This window comes from Halomonas sp. TH-94 (genome assembly GCF_057473365.1).
In genome coordinates this window covers 1-16,845 of the sequence record NZ_JBYCKL010000005.1, presented here as the reverse complement: position 1 = coordinate 16,845, position 16,845 = coordinate 1, and the positions used below count along the sequence as shown (strand labels likewise).

17 protein-coding genes are annotated in these 16,845 nt (G+C 64.3%); 10 read left to right on the top strand and 7 right to left on the bottom strand.

Translation table 11 applies throughout. The features are described 5' to 3' along the window. On the top strand, positions 1-256 hold a 256-nt coding region (locus AC2VNO_RS00835; RefSeq protein WP_486932366.1), incomplete at its 5' end, for a cold-shock protein. A 93-nt stretch (positions 257-349) separates the two neighbouring features. On the opposite strand, the gene AC2VNO_RS00830 is transcribed toward AC2VNO_RS00835, so the two are convergent. From AC2VNO_RS00830 to map, 7 genes are all read right to left on the bottom strand, one after another. Continuing rightward, the gene (locus AC2VNO_RS00830) at positions 350-757 is read right to left on the bottom strand and encodes a hypothetical protein (RefSeq protein WP_228573775.1); all 408 of its coding nucleotides are present in this window, start codon (positions 755-757) and stop codon (positions 350-352) included. Positions 758-777: 20 nt separating this feature from the next. Further along, positions 778-1,947 (bottom strand): succinyl-diaminopimelate desuccinylase, encoded by a 1,170-nt coding sequence (gene dapE, locus AC2VNO_RS00825; protein WP_486932365.1) that lies wholly within the window; start codon positions 1,945-1,947, stop codon positions 778-780. A 52-nt stretch (positions 1,948-1,999) separates the two neighbouring features. After that, positions 2,000-3,025, bottom strand: coding sequence for a 2,3,4,5-tetrahydropyridine-2,6-dicarboxylate N-succinyltransferase (dapD, locus tag AC2VNO_RS00820; protein WP_486932364.1), 1,026 nt, complete (start codon positions 3,023-3,025; stop codon positions 2,000-2,002). A 31-nt stretch (positions 3,026-3,056) separates the two neighbouring features. After that, on the bottom strand, positions 3,057-3,401 hold the full coding sequence (locus AC2VNO_RS00815) for a Spx/MgsR family RNA polymerase-binding regulatory protein (protein ID WP_486932363.1): 345 nt from the start codon (positions 3,399-3,401) through the stop codon (positions 3,057-3,059). Next, positions 3,401-4,627, bottom strand: coding sequence for a succinyldiaminopimelate transaminase (gene dapC, locus AC2VNO_RS00810; RefSeq protein WP_486932367.1), 1,227 nt, complete (start codon positions 4,625-4,627; stop codon positions 3,401-3,403). The genes AC2VNO_RS00815 and dapC overlap by 1 nt, the downstream gene beginning before the upstream one ends. A 102-nt stretch (positions 4,628-4,729) precedes the next feature. Next, a complete protein-coding gene (locus tag AC2VNO_RS00805) occupies positions 4,730-7,411 on the bottom strand; it encodes a [protein-PII] uridylyltransferase (protein WP_486932362.1) in 2,682 nt (893 codons plus the stop codon). Positions 7,412-7,423: 12 nt separating this feature from the next. Further along, positions 7,424-8,215 carry a type I methionyl aminopeptidase gene (map, locus tag AC2VNO_RS00800; RefSeq protein WP_228573785.1) on the bottom strand — a complete coding sequence of 264 codons (792 nt, stop codon included), beginning with the start codon at positions 8,213-8,215 and terminating at the stop codon, positions 7,424-7,426. Between the two features lie 324 nt (positions 8,216-8,539). Between map and rpsB the strand changes: the two genes are divergently transcribed. The 9 genes from rpsB to AC2VNO_RS00755 form a co-directional block, all read left to right on the top strand. Beyond that, positions 8,540-9,286, top strand: a complete 747-nt coding sequence (gene rpsB, locus AC2VNO_RS00795; protein WP_228573787.1) for a 30S ribosomal protein S2 — start codon at positions 8,540-8,542, stop codon at positions 9,284-9,286. A 168-nt stretch (positions 9,287-9,454) separates the two neighbouring features. Beyond that, on the top strand, positions 9,455-10,324 hold the full coding sequence (gene tsf, locus AC2VNO_RS00790) for a translation elongation factor Ts (RefSeq protein ID WP_486932361.1): 870 nt from the start codon (positions 9,455-9,457) through the stop codon (positions 10,322-10,324). 116 nt (positions 10,325-10,440) lie between these two features. Continuing rightward, the gene (pyrH, locus tag AC2VNO_RS00785) at positions 10,441-11,202 is read left to right on the top strand and encodes a UMP kinase (protein WP_486932360.1); all 762 of its coding nucleotides are present in this window, start codon (positions 10,441-10,443) and stop codon (positions 11,200-11,202) included. Positions 11,203-11,206: 4 nt separating this feature from the next. Then, positions 11,207-11,764: a ribosome recycling factor gene (gene frr, locus AC2VNO_RS00780; protein ID WP_486932359.1), complete on the top strand. Its 558-nt coding sequence runs from the start codon at positions 11,207-11,209 to the stop codon at positions 11,762-11,764. A gap of 63 nt (positions 11,765-11,827) precedes the next feature. After that, positions 11,828-12,604, top strand: coding sequence for a polyprenyl diphosphate synthase (gene uppS / locus AC2VNO_RS00775; protein WP_486932358.1), 777 nt, complete (start codon positions 11,828-11,830; stop codon positions 12,602-12,604). Then, the gene (locus AC2VNO_RS00770; RefSeq protein WP_486932357.1) at positions 12,597-13,397 is read left to right on the top strand and encodes a phosphatidate cytidylyltransferase; all 801 of its coding nucleotides are present in this window, start codon (positions 12,597-12,599) and stop codon (positions 13,395-13,397) included. Before uppS ends, AC2VNO_RS00770 begins: the two co-directional genes overlap by 8 nt. Before the next feature lies 1 nt (position 13,398). Then, a complete protein-coding gene (gene ispC, locus AC2VNO_RS00765; protein ID WP_486932356.1) occupies positions 13,399-14,592 on the top strand; it encodes a 1-deoxy-D-xylulose-5-phosphate reductoisomerase in 1,194 nt (397 codons plus the stop codon). A 46-nt stretch (positions 14,593-14,638) separates the two neighbouring features. Next, positions 14,639-15,997, top strand: a complete 1,359-nt coding sequence (gene rseP, locus AC2VNO_RS00760; RefSeq protein ID WP_486932355.1) for a sigma E protease regulator RseP — start codon at positions 14,639-14,641, stop codon at positions 15,995-15,997. Positions 15,998-16,119: 122 nt separating this feature from the next. Then, positions 16,120-16,845 (top strand): POTRA domain-containing protein (locus AC2VNO_RS00755; protein WP_486932354.1); only part of this gene is annotated, 726 nt, incomplete at its 3' end.

Below are 16,845 nucleotides of genomic sequence, written 5' to 3'. Positions count from 1 at the left end.
TCAGTCTTTCAACCCCAGGTTGGCGGTGCTGGCCGACGCGGAGAACGACGACCGCGAGATCGGTGAGGTCAAGTGGTTCAACGTCAACAAGGGGTACGGCTTCATCAAGCGCGAGAGCGGAGAGGACGTATTCGTCCATTTCCGCGCCATTCGCGGCCGCGGACACCGTACCCTGGCCGAAGGGCAGAAGGTGCGGTATTACGTGATCGAGAATGAGCGGGGGCTGCAAGCCGACGACGTCACCGTCATTACTTAGGTGTGGCAAAAAGCGGCTGCGCTCGCCAGCTTTCGCAAGCTGTTAAGGCTTCAAGGACATCGCCCCGCTTCGGCGGGGCGATGTCGTTTCGGGTCACTGCCCGGAGTCGGGCCAGTCGATGGCGCCTTCGCTGCCGTCGGGCAGCACTTGCCAGAAGCGGTCCGGCTCGTCGCCGGGCTGCCAACCGCCCAACGAGCAGCGCACTTCACAGCCGAGCGTGGCGGCCGCGTCGCGAGCGCAGTCACAGTCGCGTGGCCATGGGGTGTGCGGGCTGTCGAGCCACAGGCTGGCGAAGCCGTCAGCCGCTTTCTCCACCAGTAGAACCGGCACCTCGTGCCCTTCATATTGGCCGCGTGACTGCCACTTGTTACGTCCGGCAGCACGCAGCGGAGCGGCATCCAGCTTGTCGCCGAGCCAGGCGTTGATGGCCTCGATCGGCGCCTGGCGCAGGTAGACCTCGATATCCGGATAGCTCAGCTGGCTGTCGTGCTGATGTGGCATGGTGAACTCTCTTGGCATATTCAGGGCTGAGCAGTGCCGTTGACGAAGAGCTTCTTCAGAATCGCTTCATAGATTCGGCTCAGGTCGTCCAGGTCGGCGGCGCGTACGCGTTCGTTGGTCTGGTGAATGGTGGCGTTGCGTGGTCCCAGCTCTACCACCTGGCTGCCCAGTGTGGCAATGAAGCGCCCGTCGGATGTGCCGCCGCTGGTGGAGAGCTTGGGCCGTCGGCCGAGAACGGTTTCGACGCCATGCAGTGCAGCGTCCACCAGTTCGCCTTCCGCAGTCAGGAACGGTTCGCCGTTCAGCGTCCAGTCGAGCTGGTACTCGAGCCCGTGGGCATCGAGGATCGCCTGGGTCCGGGCCTTGAGCTGTTCATGGGTCACTTCGGTGGAAAAACGGAAATTGAACACCACTTCCACGTCGCCGGGGATGACGTTGGTGGCGCCGGTGCCGGCGCGAATGTTGGAGAGCTGGAAACTGGTGGCCGGGAAGAAGTCGTTGCCGCTGTCCCAGTGTTCCTTGACCAGCGCATCCAGGGCCGGCATGGCCTGGTGGATAGGGTTGCGCGCCAGATGAGGGTAGGCCACATGGCCCTGGATACCCTTGACGTGCAGCAGGCCACCCAGCGAGCCGCGCCGGCCGTTCTTGATCACGTCGCCCAGCATGTCGGTGGAAGAGGGTTCGCCGACAATGCAGTAATCGAGCCGTTCGTGGCGTTCACGCAACAGCTCGACCACCGCACGGGTGCCGTCCACTGCGGGCCCTTCCTCGTCGGAGGTGATCAGAAAAGCGATGCGGCCGTGATGGTCGGGGTGGGCGCTGACGAAGCGCTCCACTGCGGTGATCATTGCCGCCAGGCTGCCTTTCATGTCGGCCGCTCCGCGGCCGCGTAGCATGCCGTCATCGTCGATGCTGGGTTCGAAGGGCGGTGTGTCCCAATGCACGTGCGGGCCGCTCGGCACCACGTCGGTATGACCGGCAAAGGCCAGCACGGGTCCATGGTGACCGTGGGTCGCCCAGAAATTCTCCACGTCGCCGAAGGGAAGGCGCTCGATATGGAAGCCGAGCCGTTCCAGGCGCTCGATCATCAGCGTCTGGCAGCCCAGGTCGTCCGGGGTGACCGAAGGGCGTCGGATCAGCTCCATGGCCAGGGCCAGGGTAGGGGACAGGTCTTGCGTCGTCTCGGACATACGGTGTACCGGGTGGCGGCGGGGGGCGCCGCAAGGGCGCCCCCTTTACGCTTCAATTGTGGGCGTGGAGTGCTTCGTTGAGGGCAATGGCGCTCTTGTTGGTCAGGCACTCGATGCGTCCGTTCTGCGAGTTACGGCGCAACAGAAGATCGCTCTGGCCGGCCAGCTCGCGGGCAGCCACGGTCTTGACCTCCTGGCCCTGGTCGTCGAGCAGGGTGACCTTGGCGCCGGCGGTAATGTAGAGCCCCGCCTCCACGGTGCAGCGGTCTCCCAGGGGAATGCCGATGCCGGCATTGGCGCCGATCAGGCAACCCTCGCCGACCTTGATGACGATGTTGCCACCGCCGGAGAGGGTGCCCATGGTGGAGCAGCCGCCGCCCAGATCCGAGCCCTTGCCCACCAGCACGCCGGCGGAGATACGCCCCTCGATCATGCCGGGGCCCTCGGTGCCGGCGTTGAAGTTGACGAAGCCCTCGTGCATGACGGTGGTGCCTTCCCCGAGGTAGGCGCCCAGGCGCACTCGGGCGGTATCGGCGATACGCACCCCGCTGGGCACCACGTAGTCGGTCATCTTGGGGAACTTGTCGACGCAGTCCACCGACAGCGTGCGACCCTCCAGGCGTGCCTTGAGACGTCTGGCGGGGAGCTCCTCGATGTCGATCGGGCCTTCGCTGCTCCAGGCCACGTTGCGCAGCAGGCCGAACATGCCGGTCAGGTCGACGCCATGCGGCTTGACCAGACGATGCGACAGCAGGTGCAGCTTGAGGTACACCTCGGGGGCGCTCTGCGGTGCCGTGTCGCTGGCGAGAAAGGTGGCGACCAGCGGGCGCTGGCTGGCAGCCAGTGCCTCGGCCAGTTCGGCCTGGGCCACATGGCCTGCGCCCTTGAGCGCCTCGGCGATCTTGGCGCAGTGCTCCGGCAGGAAACTGACGGCGCCGTTGCCTGCAGGGATGTCGAGCACCTTGCCGACGGCTTCCACCAGGGTGGCATCCGGTTTGAACAGCGGGGCCGGGTAATAGATTTCCAACCAGTCGCCCTGGGTGTTCTGGGTGCCGATTCCGAAGGCAAAACTCAACATGGGGTGTCCTCGTGTCGTGATGGAAATGGGGTCAGCCTTTGAGGTCGTCGTAGTCGCCGTCGCGGTAGCCGACGCGAATTTCGTCGCCGGTGTCGAGCAGCGGACGCTTGAGCAGGGTGGGGTTGGCCATGATCAGCGCACGAGCCTTGTTGGCATCGACGTCCTGCTTGTCCTCTTCGGCAAGATTGCGCCAGGTGGTGCTGCGTCGGTTGAGGATCTCCAGCACCGGTGTCCGCTCGAGTATGTGCTCGAGCAGCGCCGCCGAGAGGCCATCCTCGCGCAGGTCGTGAATCTGGTAGGGCAGACCCTTCTCGTCCAGGGCCTTGCGCGCCTTGCGGCAGGTATCGCAGTTCTTGATCACGAACAGGGTCGCCATCATGTCCTCCTTTCGACGAAACGACGAATTCGATAGGCGGCTTCGACAGTGGGTTCGAGTTCGGCCACCAGTGCCAGGCGAATGCGGCCCGCGCCGGGATTTGCCCCTCGCTCGTCCGCGCGCTCCATCCCGCCGCCGACAGCGGGGCGGCCCATATAGGAGCCGGGCAGCACACTGACGTGTTCGGCAGCGAAAAGCGCCCGGGTGAACGCCTCGTCGTCGCCACCCGGCACTGCCGGCCATAAGTAGAAGCTGGCCTCGGGTACCGGGAATTCAAGTACCGGCGCGAGAATCTCGCTGACAGCGGCGAACTTCTCGCGATAGGCATCGCGGTTGGCACGTACGTGAGCTTCGTCGTTCCAGGCGGTGATCGAGGCGTACTGAAGCGGCAGCGACATGGCGCAGCCGTGGTAGGTGCGGTAGCGCTTGAAGGGGGCGATCAATTCAGCGTCGCCCGCCACGAAGCCGGAGCGCAGTCCGGGCAGGTTGGAGCGTTTCGACAGCGAGTGAAACACCAGGCAGCGATGGAAGTCGTGGCGACCCAAGGCGGCGCACGCTTCCAGTAGCCCTGGAGGCGGCGTGTTCTCGTCCAGGTAGAGCTCGGAGTAGCACTCGTCGGAGGCGATGATGAAGTCGAACTCGTCGGCCAGCGCAATGAGCTTCTCGAACTCGGCGCGCGGCGTCACCGCCCCGGTGGGGTTGCCCGGCGAGCAGAGGAAAAGGATCTGAACGTCGCGCCAAGTAGCCGCCGGCACGGCATCAAAGTCGGGGCGAAAGCCATTCTCTGCCCGACAATCGAGATAAAGTGGCTGGCCGCCGGCGAGCAGGGTGGCGCCTTCGTAGATCTGGTAGAAAGGGTTGGGTACCGCGACGCGGGCTGGACGCGAGCGGTCGAGTGCGGCCTGGACGAAGGCGAAGATCGCCTCGCGGGTGCCGTTGACCGGCAGTACCTGGCGCTCGGGGTCGAGCCCTGCGAGGTGGAAGCGGCGGCGGGCCCAGCCGGCGATGGCATCGCGCAGCTCGGCAATGCCGGCCGTGGCGGGGTAGCGGGCGAAGTCGAGCTGGTGTTCGTGCAGCGTCTTCAGTGCCCCGGCGAAGGGCGCATGCTGCGGCTCGCCGACGGTCAGCGGAATGTGCGCAAGCCCTTCGGGTGGCGCCACGCCGGCCTTCAGCGCGGCGAGTTTCTCGAAGGGGTAAGGCTTCAGGGCGTCGAGATCGGGGTTCATCGGTGTCCAGGCGCCGGGAAGCGGCGTCGTTGTCATGGCTGCAGGCAGACCGACGATTATAGGGAAGGCCCCGGCCGGCCTCAAACCAATACGCGGCAGGTTTCAGCCTGCCACGTCGAGCATGTCGATCAGCCGCTTGCGCAACTGCTGCTGGCGCTCCGGGTCGGTCAACGGCTGGCCGGATTTGTCGGTGATGAAGAAAACGTCTTCCACCCGCTCGCCCAGGGTGGCGATCTTGGCCGCCGAAAGCGAAATGTCCTGTTCCATGAAGATGCGTCCGACACGGGCCAGCAGGCCGGGACGGTCGGGGGCGGTCAGCTCCAGCAGGGTGCGCTCGTTGGCCGGGTCCTGCTCGATGATGACTTCGGTCGGGACCTTGAAGTGGCGCAGCTGGCGCGGGGTGTGCCGGGTGACGATCTGCGGGTAGTCATCAGGGTCGTCGAGCTCTTCCACCAGGTGTGAGCGGATCTCCTCGATGCGGTTTTGGTCGCGTATGGCCCGCCCCAAGTCTTCGAGCACGATGAATGTATTGAGTGTACAGTCGTTGCTCGACGTGGCGATGCGGGCGTCGTGGATCGACAGACCCAGCTGTTCCATGGCCGCCGCGGTGGCGGCGAACAGATCGTCCACCGAGCGGGTGTGGATGAACACCTTGGTACCGCCGTCGGACATGTCGTCGGTGGGCGCGCTGATCAGGATCAGCGGCAGCGTCGACCCGCCGTGGGCGAGAATGCCCATGGTCTGCCAGACGATTTCGCTGGGGGCGTACTGCAGGAAGTACTCCTCCCCCAACTGCTGCCACAGGCGCTCGACCCGCGCCAGGTCGGCGCCCACCGTGGCCAGCAGCGAACGTGCCTCGTTGCGCGTTTCGGCGACCCATTCTTCTCGGTCGAGCGGATTGTCCAGCCCGCGGCGCAGGGCGCGCTTGGTCTCGGCGTGCAGCTGGCGCAGCAGCGACGCCCGCCAACCGTTCCACAGCGTCGGGTTGGTGGCGTTGATGTCGGCGACCGTCAGTACGTAGAGATGGTCCAGGCGTGCCTCGTCGCCAACGTGGGCCGCGAATTCGCGGATCACGTCGGGGTCGGTGATATCGCGCTTCTGAGCCACCATCGACATCACCAGATGGTTCTCCACCAGCCAGCTGACCAGCCGCGTGTCGCGGCTGGAAAGGCCGTGGCGTTCGGCAAAGCGCTCCACGTCGCGGGCGCCTAGAATCGAGTGGTCACCGCCACGGCCCTTGCCGATATCGTGATACAGGCCGGCTATCCATAGCAGCTCCAGCTTGGGCAACTGGTGCACCAGCGCCGCCGCTACCGGGAACTCCTCGCGAGCTTCGGGTTTGCGGAACTGATGGATGAACTTGAGCAGGCGCAGGGTGTGAGCGTCCACGGTATAGATGTGGAACAGGTCGTGCTGCATCAACCCCACGGCCTGGCCGAATTCAGGCAGATACTTGCCCAGCACGCCGTAGCGGTTCATGCGCCTGAGCTGACGCGCCACGTTGCCGCTGGAGCGCAGCAGCGACATGAACAGGTGCTGATGCTGTGCATCGTCGCGGTAGAGGTCGTCGATCAGATGTCGATGATCGCGAATCAGCCGGATGGTATCGGCACGCACCCCTTCGACGTCGGGGTGCTCCGCCATCAGCAGGAACAGCTCGAGCAGCGCATAGGGGTGGTCGCGGAAGACGGATCGGGTGCGCGCCTTGATGTAGCCGCCTTCGATCACGAAACGTTCATTCAGATCCGTCGTTTCCAGCCGCTCGCCACCATGCAGGATGGCCTCGTCGAAGTGCTGCAGCAGCATGTCGTTGAGCCCGGCCAGCGCCGTGACGTGGCGATAATAGCGCTTCATGAACTGCTCGACGGCCAGCCGCTCGGGGGTATCGCGAAAGCCGAACAGCTCGGCGATGGTGCGCTGGTGGTCGAACAGCAGGCGATCCTCGGCGCGCCCGGTGAGCATGTGCAGGGCGTAGCGTACCTGCCACAGGAAAGCCTGGCCCTGGCTCAGGATGCGCAGTTCTGCGTCGTTCATGAAGCCGTTGGCCACCAGATCCTCGTAGCGCTGGCTGCCGAAGTGGCGTTTGGCCACCCAGCCGATCATCTGAATGTCGCGCAGTCCGCCCGGCGAGCTCTTGATATTGGGTTCGAGGTGGTACTCGGAGTTGTTGAAACGATGGTGACGGGTGATCTGCTCCTGCCACTTGGCCTCGAAGAAACGGTCGGAGGGCCACAGGCGCTCGGGAGCGATGCGCGCTTTCATCGCCTCGCGCAGGGCTTCGGGGCCGGCCAGGGTGCGCGATTCCATCAGGTTGGTGATGATGGTGATGTCGCCCTCGGCTTCGCGCTCGCAGTCGGCCAGTGAACGCACGCTGTGGCCGATCTCCAGCCCGATATCCCAGAGCAGGGTAATGAAGGCGGTCAGCGCTTCCCGGTAAGGGGTGTCGTCGTCCTGCCCGAGCAGCAGCATCAGGTCGACGTCGGAGTGCGGGTGCAGCTCGCCGCGGCCATAGCCGCCCACGGCAAGCAGCGCGACGCCGTCGTCGGGCCAGTCGTGCAGCGACCACGCCACGCCGAGCAGCTGGTCCAGGCACCAGGCGCGGCCGTGCACCAGGTCGCGAATGTCGGCGCCGGCATGGAAGCGTTCATCGAGCCGCTGCTGGATATCGCGCAGCGCCGCCTTGAACGGGGCGATGGGCGAGCGGGTGCCGGCTAGCTCGCTGCGAAAGGTGGCGGCATCGAACAGCGTCTCGTCGGGCGCGAAGCGATAGTGGTGCAGCAGCATGTAAGGCTCGACTCAGTGGTCGAGGAAGGTGAGGTCTTCCTCGTGGCGTGCCGTAAGCACTTCGACGCCGGTCTCGGTGACCAGCAGGGTGTGCTCCCACTGGGCGGACAGGCTCTTGTCCCGAGTCACCGCGGTCCAGCCGTCGCGCAGCACCTTGGTCTGATGACCGCCGACGTTGATCATCGGCTCGATGGTGAAGCACATGCCGGCGGCCAGGGTGGCGTCGGCCTCGGGAGCGTAGCCGTCATAGTGCAGCACCTGCGGGTCCTCGTGGAAGGTGGCGCCGATGCCATGGCCGCAGAAATCGCGGACCACCGAGTAGCCGTTGGCCTCGGCGTGCTGCTGAATGGCGCGGGCAAGCTCGGAAAGGCGCACGCCGGGGCGCACCAGGGCAATGCTGCGGTACAGGCACTCCTGAGTCACGCGGCAGAGCCGCTCACCCTGGATGTTCTCGCCGACGATGAACATGACGCTGGAGTCGCCGTGGTAGCCATCGGCAGTCTTCACGGTGACATCGATGTTCATGATGTCGCCCTTCTTCAGCTTCTTGTCGAAGTCGGGTATGCCGTGACACACCACGTGGTTGAGCGAGGTGCAGATCGACTTGGGAAAGCCGTGATAGTCGAGCGGGGCCGGCGTGGAGCCCAGCTCATTGACGATGTAATCGTGGCAAAGACGGTCGAGTTCGCCGGTGGTTACGCCTGCCGTGACGTGGGGCGCAATCATCTCCAGCACGCTGGCCGCCTGACGGCCGGCCTCGCGCATCTTCTCGATCTCGTCGGGCGTCTTGATGGGTATGTTCATGGAGTCTCGGTTCAGAGGGGTTGCGGCGCCGGCAGCGTGGCAATGGACGGCGGGCGACTTCATCTCGTGGATGAACTATGGTATAAAGCCGCGCGCTTTCCTGCAATCGTCGCTGTTCGGCTTAACGAACGGCGGTCAATACAGAAAGGCGTTGGCGGCGAGCCGTATGAGGCGCCTGGCGCAGCACGGTTCGTACCGTTAATTCAACAGCCTTGAAAACACACACGCACCGGCACATGGTCCCGGGTGCTGCCGCGGTTTTTTTACCCGGCGGTCGGATCCATGGGGTGCGTGGAGGCCTAACCCGATTTTCAGGAGTCATCCATGGCACACGTCAATATGCGCGATCTGCTCAAGGCAGGCGCACACTTCGGTCACCAGACCCGTTACTGGAACCCGAAGATGGGCAAGTTCATCTTCGGCGCTCGTAACAAGATCCACATCATCAACCTCGAGCACACCCTGCCGGCCCTCAATGAGGTGATCGACGTGGTCGAGAAGATGGCCGCTTCCAACAACAAGATCATGTTCGTCGGCACCAAGCGCAGTGCGAGCAAGATCATCAAGGAAGAGGCCAACCGCGTTGGCATGCCTTTCGTCAACCACCGCTGGCTCGGCGGCATGCTGACCAACTACAAGACCATCCGTCAGTCGATCAAGCGTCTGCGTGACCTCGAGTCCATGCGCGAGGACGGCACCTTCGAGAAGCTGACCAAGAAAGAGGTCCTGATGGCGACCCGCGAGCAGGACAAGCTCGAGCGTTCCATCGGCGGTATCAAGGAAATGGGCGGCCTGCCCGACGCGCTGTTCGTGATCGACGTGGATCACGAGCGCATCGCCATCAACGAGGCGAACAAGCTCGGCATTCCGGTCATCGGCGTGGTGGATACCAACTCCGATCCCGATGGCGTCGACTACGTGATTCCCGGCAACGATGACTCCATCCGTGCCATCCAGATCTACGTCAAGGCGATCGCTGACGCCTGTGCGCGTGCGAAGGAAGGCCGTCCCGACGAGTTCGTCGAGGTCACCGAAGGTGAAAGTGGCGACGCCACTGCCGCTGCCGAGTAACGGCGAAAGCCCCGAGCCGGCGGTGCCGGCTCGGGTGGGCGGTGCCCCAAGGCGGCCGCCCGCCATCGCTTCGCTGCGGCGGAGCGTGACTCCACCGGGCCCAAGGGCCCGGCGCCCTTATTCCCAGGTCGAACCTACCGGGTTCCACTTATTCAAGAGGTGAACACCATGGCAGCGATCAGCGCCTCCCAGGTCAAGGAACTTCGCGAGCGTACCGGACTCGGCATGATGGAGTGCAAGAAGGCACTCACCGAGGCGGACGGGGACATCGAAGTCGCCATCGAAAACCTGCGCAAGAGCTCGGGCCTCAAGGCCGCCAAGAAGGCCGGACGCACCGCCGCCGAAGGCGCCGTGGCGACCCGTGTCGCCGAGGACGGCAGCTACGGCGTGGTGGTCGAGATCAACTCCGAGACCGACTTCGTCGCCCGTGACGACAACTTCAAGGCCTTTGCCGACAAAGTGGCCAACGCTTTCTTCGCCGCCAAGAGCGAAGACGTTGCCGCGGTGATGGCAGGTGAGCTCGAAACCGCTCGTGAGCAGCTGGTACAGAAGATCGGCGAGAACATCGGCGTGCGTCGCTGTGCCGTCGTCGAGGCGCCGGAAGGTGCGCTGGTGGGCGAATACGTCCATGGCGGCCGTATCGGCGTGCTTACCGTCCTCAAGGGTGGCAATGCCGAAGTGGCCAAGGACGTCGCCATGCACGTGGCTGCGATCAATCCGGCCGTGGCACTTCCCGAGGACATGCCTCAGGAGCAGCTCGACAAGGAAAAGGCGATCATCCTGGCCCAGCCTGACATGGCCGGCAAGCCCGAGCAGATCGCCGAGAAGATGGTCGAAGGCCGCCTCAAGAAGTACCTGGCCGAGAACAGCCTGACCGAGCAACCCTTCGTCAAGGATCCGAACCAGTCCGTCGCCGAGTTCGTCAAGGCGGCCGGCGGTGAAGTGCTCGGTTTCACCCGTTTCGAGGTGGGCGAGGGTATCGAGAAGGAAGAGGTCGACTTCGCCAAGGAAGTCATGGAACAGGCTGGCCGTCGCTAAGGTCAGAGGTTCCAGCTCGATGATGGCGTGCGCGCGAGCGCACGCCTTCTCGTATCCGGCCCATACGCCGGCTGTAGTAGAGTCGCTCCATCCCCGTGACGCCCAGGAGAGTTGCCATGCCCACATCCGATAACGTCGATAATCCCGCCAAGGCTCGTAGCGAGAAATCAAAGTACAAGCGCATCCTGCTCAAGCTGTCCGGTGAGGCGCTGATGGGAGAGCATGACTTCGGCATTGACCCCAAGGTGCTGGATCGCATGGCGCTGGAGATCGGCCAACTGGTGGGTATCGGGGTTCAGGTGGGCATCGTGGTGGGGGGTGGCAATCTGTTTCGTGGCGCCGCCCTCAACGCGGCGGGCATGGACCGGGTCACCGGCGATCACATGGGCATGCTGGCGACGGTGATGAACGCCCTGGCCATGCGCGATGCCCTCGAGCGCTCCAACATTCGCTCGCGGGTGATGTCGGCGATCCCCATGAGCGGCGTGGTGGAACACTACGACCGTCGTACGGCCATTCGCTACCTCACCTCCGGGGACGTGGTATTGTTCTCCGCCGGCACCGGAAATCCCTTCTTCACTACCGATTCCGCTGCCTGCTTGCGCGGCATCGAGATCGATGCCGACGTGGTGGTCAAGGCCACCAAGGTGGACGGCGTCTATGACAAGGACCCGGTGAAGCACGCCGATGCGGTCAAGTACGATCATCTGAGCTACGATGATGCGCTCGACCAGAAGCTCGGCATCATGGATTTGACCGCTATCTGCCTGGTGCGGGACCATGACATGCCGGTTCGCGTCTTCAACATGAACAAGTCGGGCGCCCTGCTGAACCTGGTGATGGGTGGCAAGGAAGGCACGCTGATAGACAGAGGTTGATACCGTGATCAATGACATACAGAAAGATGCGGAAAGTCGCATGAAGAAGAGCCTCGATGCCCTTCATGCCAACTTCAACAAGATTCGTATCGGGCGTGCTCACTCAAGCATTCTCGATTCGGTCACCGTGGATTACTACGGCAGTCAGGTACCGCTCAATCAGGTCGCGTCGGTCAACATCGAAGACGCCCGCACCCTTTCCGTGGTGCCTTGGGAGCAGAACCTGGTGCCGAAGATCGAGAAGGCGATCATGACCTCCGATCTGGGGCTCAATCCGTCGAGCGCAGGTAACGTGATTCGCGTGCCGATGCCGATGCTCACCGAGGAGACCCGCAAAGGTTACATCAAGCAGGCGCGCTCCGAAGCCGAGAACGCCCGCGTGGCAATACGTAACGTCCGCCGCGATGCCAACAGCGACCTCAAGGCGCTGCTCAAGGACAAAGAGATTTCCGAAGATGAGCAGCATCGCGCCGAAGAGACGATCCAGAAGCTGACCGACAAGTACATTGCCGAGATCGACAAGCAGCTCGAAGTGAAGGAACACGACCTGATGCAGGTCTGACGAGCAGCGCCGGGCGCGCTGGCTACCAGCCGCTCGGTTCTCATACTGCCATTACGAGACATCATGACGTCAGCGCAGACCTCTGCATCCAAGATGCCACCGAAGCCGCCTGGCGATGGCCTGCCGCGCCACGTGGCGATCATCATGGACGGCAACAATCGCTGGGCACGAGCGCATGGGCTTTCCGGCATCCGCGGGCATCGGGCCGGCGTCGAGGCCGTGCGCTCGGTGATCCGGCGTGCCGCCGAGCGCGGCATCGAAACCCTGACCCTGTTCGCCTTCTCCAGCGAGAACTGGCGCCGTCCCGAGGCGGAAGTCAGCGCGTTGATGGAGCTGTTTCTCATCGCGCTCAAGCGAGAAGTGAAAAAGCTGCATCACAATGGCATCCGCCTCTCCGTAATCGGCGATCGAAGCGCCTTTTCCAGCTCGATTCAGAAATACATCGACAAGGCCGAGGCGCTGACCCGCGACAACCGGCGCATGCATCTGGTGGTCGCCGCCAATTACGGCGGACGTTGGGACATTGCCATGGCTGCGCGTCGCCTGGCCGAGCGTGCCTTGAGCGGAGAGCTGGATCCGGCCGGGATCGATGAGTACACCCTTCAGGACGAGCTGTGTCTGGCCGGTGAGGCGCCGGTGGACTTGTGCATACGCACCAGTGGCGAACAGCGAATCTCCAACTTCCTGCTTTGGCAAATGGCCTATGCAGAACTCTATTTCACCCCGCTGCTATGGCCCGATTTCGACGGCGAGGCCTTCGATATGGCAGTGGATGATTTCCGCAGGCGGCAGCGCCGTTTCGGCATGACCGACGAACAGATCGAGGCTGAAGGTGCTTAGACAGCGAGTCATTACGGCAGCGTGGCTGGCGCCGCTGATGCTGGCCGGCCTGTTCGGCCTTTCGGGCGGTCTCTTCGCCACCTTTACCGGCGTCATCGTACTGCTGGCCGCCTGGGAGTGGACCAATCTGGCCGGGGTGGCCGATGTGCGCCGTCGTGTGGCGCTGGTGGCAGCCCTGGCGTTGCTGATGGCGCTGCTATGGGCATTCGGGGCCGCCCTGGCGGCGTGGCCACTGTGGCTGGCAGTGGTCGGCTGGGCCGTCAATCTCTTCTGGGTCACTCGCTATCCGGCGAGAAGCGAGCAGTGGCAAAGCACGTCCATGCGCCTGACCATGGGGCTGTGGGTGCTGCTGCCGGCCTGGATTGGCTTCAACGTGCTGCGCGATACCGGCGGCATATGGCTGCTCTATGTGCTGCTGCTGGTCTGGGGGGCCGATATCGGTGCCTACTTCAGCGGCCGCGCCTGGGGCAAGCGCAAGCTGGCACCGGCGGTCAGCCCCGGCAAGTCCTGGGAAGGGGTGGCCGGCGGCCTCGCCGTGACACTGGGCCTGGCGCTGCTGTTCGCCGTCTGGCAGGGGCTGGGCGTGGCGGCCGGTCTGGGGCTGGTGGTGGCGACCGTGGTGGTGACGCTGGTCTCGGTACTCGGCGATCTGCTCGAGAGCATGCTCAAGCGCTTTCGCGGCATCAAGGACTCCAGCAATCTGCTGCCCGGCCATGGTGGCGTGCTAGACCGTATCGACAGCCTGACGGCAGCGGTGCCACTGTTCGCTCTGCTCTCTCTCGGAGTGCTGTAGCATGAGCGAGCCCCGCCGCCAGCAGGGCGTGACGGTGCTGGGGTCCACCGGCTCCATCGGCACCAGTACGCTCGACGTGATCGCACGACATCCCGAGCGCTACCGCATTCATGCATTGACCGCGCACCGCTCCCGCGAGACGCTGTTGGCCCAGTGTCTGCGCCATCGTCCCAGCCTGGCGGTGCTCGACGAGGAGCACGACGCTGCGTGGCTGCGCGATCGCCTCCTGCAGGCGGGCCTGCACACCGAAGTGCGTGCCGGGCGCGAAGCGCTCAACGACGTGGCCAGCGATGTCGAGGCCGACGTGGTGATGGCCGCTATCGTGGGGGCCGCGGGACTGCTGCCTACACTTGCTGCGGTGCGTGCGGGCAAGCGTGTGCTGCTGGCCAACAAGGAAGCGCTGGTGATGTCCGGCGCCCTGTTCATGGACGCGGTGCTGCGCCATGGGGCCACACTGCTGCCGATAGACTCCGAACATAATGCCATCTACCAGTGTCTACCACCCGAGCACCGCGGCGGCCTGTCTCGTCACGGCGTGACCCAGCTGCTGTTGACGGCCTCGGGAGGCCCCTTTCGCGGCTGGTCTCGCGAACGTCTGGCCACGGTCACTCCGGAGCAAGCCTGTGCCCACCCCAACTGGTCGATGGGGCGAAAGATCTCGGTGGACAGCGCCACGCTGATGAACAAGGGGCTGGAGCTGATCGAGGCGTGCTGGCTGTTCGATGCCCGGCCCGAGCAGGTGCAGGTGGTAGTGCACCCCCAGAGCGTGATTCACTCCATGGCCGCCTACAGTGACGGCTCGGTGCTGGCGCAGTTGGGCAACCCGGACATGCGCACGCCGATCGCCTATGGCCTGGCCTGGCCGGAGCGCATCGAGGCCGGCGTCGAGTCGCTGGATTTGTTCCAGATCGCCCGGCTCGATTTCGAGGCTCCCGACGAGACGGCCTTTCCCTGCCTGCGGCTGGCGCGTCAGGCCATGCAAGCGGGTGGCACGGCGCCGGCAGTGCTCAACGGTGCCAATGAGGTGGCCGTCGATGCCTTCCTCGAGGGTCGCTTGAGCTTTACGGCAATCGGTGAGCTGGTGGATGACATCCTCGGCGCATTGCCGGTTGAGGACGGCGGCGACCTGGAAACCATCCTCGGAGCCGATGCCCGGGCGCGTCAGGCGGCGCATGAGTGGCTGAAACGGGTTTGAGCCGCTTCTTGCCGACGACGATGTTGCTTTTTTCAAGGAGGCTGTCTTGGGCCTGATCCAAAACGTGCTGGCCGTCATCGTGGTGTTGGGGCTTTTGATCACCTTCCACGAATACGGTCATTACTGGGTGGCGCGCCGCTGCGGTGTCAGGGTGCTGCGCTTCTCGGTCGGCTTCGGTAAGCCGCTCTGGTCCCGTGTCGACCGTCACGGGACCGAGTTCGCTGTGGCGGCGATTCCGCTTGGCGGTTACGTGAAGATGCTGGACGAGCGCGAAGCCCCGGTTCCCGACGACCAGCTCCACGAGACGTTCAATCGCAAGACGGTGTGGCAGCGCATTGCCATTGTCGCAGCGGGGCCGCTGGCCAACTTCCTGCTTGCCATCGTGGCCTACTGGGCGCTGTTCGTCGCCGGTACCACGACGGTGGCTCCGGTGATCGGCGAGGTGGCGCCCGACTCGCCGGCGGCCCGCAGCGGCCTGCAGGGGGGGCAGGAGATCGTCGCGGTACAGGGCAATGCCGTACGCTCCTGGGACGAGATCAATCTGCGGCTGATCGCCCAGATCGGTGCCAGCGGTGAGCTGACGTTCGACGCACGCGACGACGCCGGCTCGAGCGCCCGCGAATTCCGCCTGCCGGTGGAAAACTACCTGGTTCGCCAGGACCCACCCCAGCCGCTGGCCACGCTGGGCATCACGCCTTGGCAGCCGCGCTTTCCCGCCGTGCTGGGCCAGGTAATGGAAGGTGAGGCCGCCGCGGAGGCCGGCCTTCAGAGCGGTGATGAGATTCTTGCGGTCAACGAAGTCGACATCCAGGAGTGGATGGACTTCGTCAGCGTGGTACGGGCCAATCCCGGCGAGCCGCTGGAGCTCACCGTGGCGCGCGGCGACGAGCGTCTGGCGCTGACGCTGGTGCCAGGCTCGCGAGAACTCGATACGGGCGGTGCCATCGGCTACGTAGGGGCCGGCGTCGTGGCGGTGGAGTGGCCCGAGGAGTTTCGCCGCGAAATCCGTTACGGCCCCGTGGCGGCCGTGGGGCAGGCCCTTAGCAGAACCGGCGAAATGACGGTGCTGACGGTCGATGCCATTCGCAAGATGCTGGTGGGCCTGATCTCTCCGACCAATCTCTCCGGGCCGATCACCATCGCTCAGGTGGCAGGTGACACGGCACGCACGGGATTGGAGAGCTTCGTCAGCTTTCTGGCCTATCTCTCCATCAGTCTGGCCGTTCTGAATCTACTGCCGATTCCGGTGCTTGACGGGGGGCATCTGCTTTATTATTTCGTCGAAGCGGTTCGTGGCCGGCCGGTATCGGAGCGAACCCAGGCACTGGGATTACGCATCGGGCTGGCCCTGGTCGGCACTCTGATGTTGATGGCGCTCTATTTCGATCTGATGCGTCTCTGGTAGCGAGCGCCCCCGGCAGGGGGCATAGGGAGGCGGAGCCACGCTCCGCCTTGTCAGTCACCCGCACATATGTATATGGTGCCTGTCTGGACAGGCAGGCGGATCAACGCGAGCGAAGCGACTGCATGAATATCAAGACCCTCGGACTGGCGGCTCTGCTGCTGGCCGGCTCCACTACGGTGCTGGCCGAACCTTTCGAAGTAACCGACATTCGCGTGGAGGGGCTGCAGCGGGTATCCGCCGCCTCCGTCTTCAACGCCTTCCCCATCAGTGCGCGAGACCGAGTGGACGATCGCGAGCTGGCCGAAGCGGCCCGTAATCTGTTCGCCACCGGTCTGTTCGAGGACATTCAGCTCGCCCGCGATGGCAACGTGCTGGTAATCCAGGTAGTCGAGCGACCGACAATCTCTCGCCTCAACATCAGCGGCAACCGTCGGCTCTCCGAGGAGGACCTGCGCCGCGGCCTGCGTGAAGGCGGGCTCGCGGAAGGACAGGTGCTTCAGCTTTCCACCCTCGAAGACATCCAGCGTGAGCTGGAAGGCGTCTATCAGGCCCAGGGTCGCTACAGCGCTCGTATCGAGACCAACGTGCGCGAAATCGACGAGGGGCGTGTCCAGGTCGATATCGACATCAACGAAGGTGCGGTGGCGACGATCCGGCAGATCAACATCGTCGGCAATCGCCAGTTCGATGATGACGAGTTGCGCAACGTGTTCGAGCTCAACGACCGCCCCGGCCGTTTCTTCGGCTGGTTCTCTCGCGACGAATATTCGCGTGAGGCGCTGGCAGGGGACCTGGAGCGGCTGCGCTCCTTCTATCTCGACCGTGGCTACGTCAACTTCGACATCACC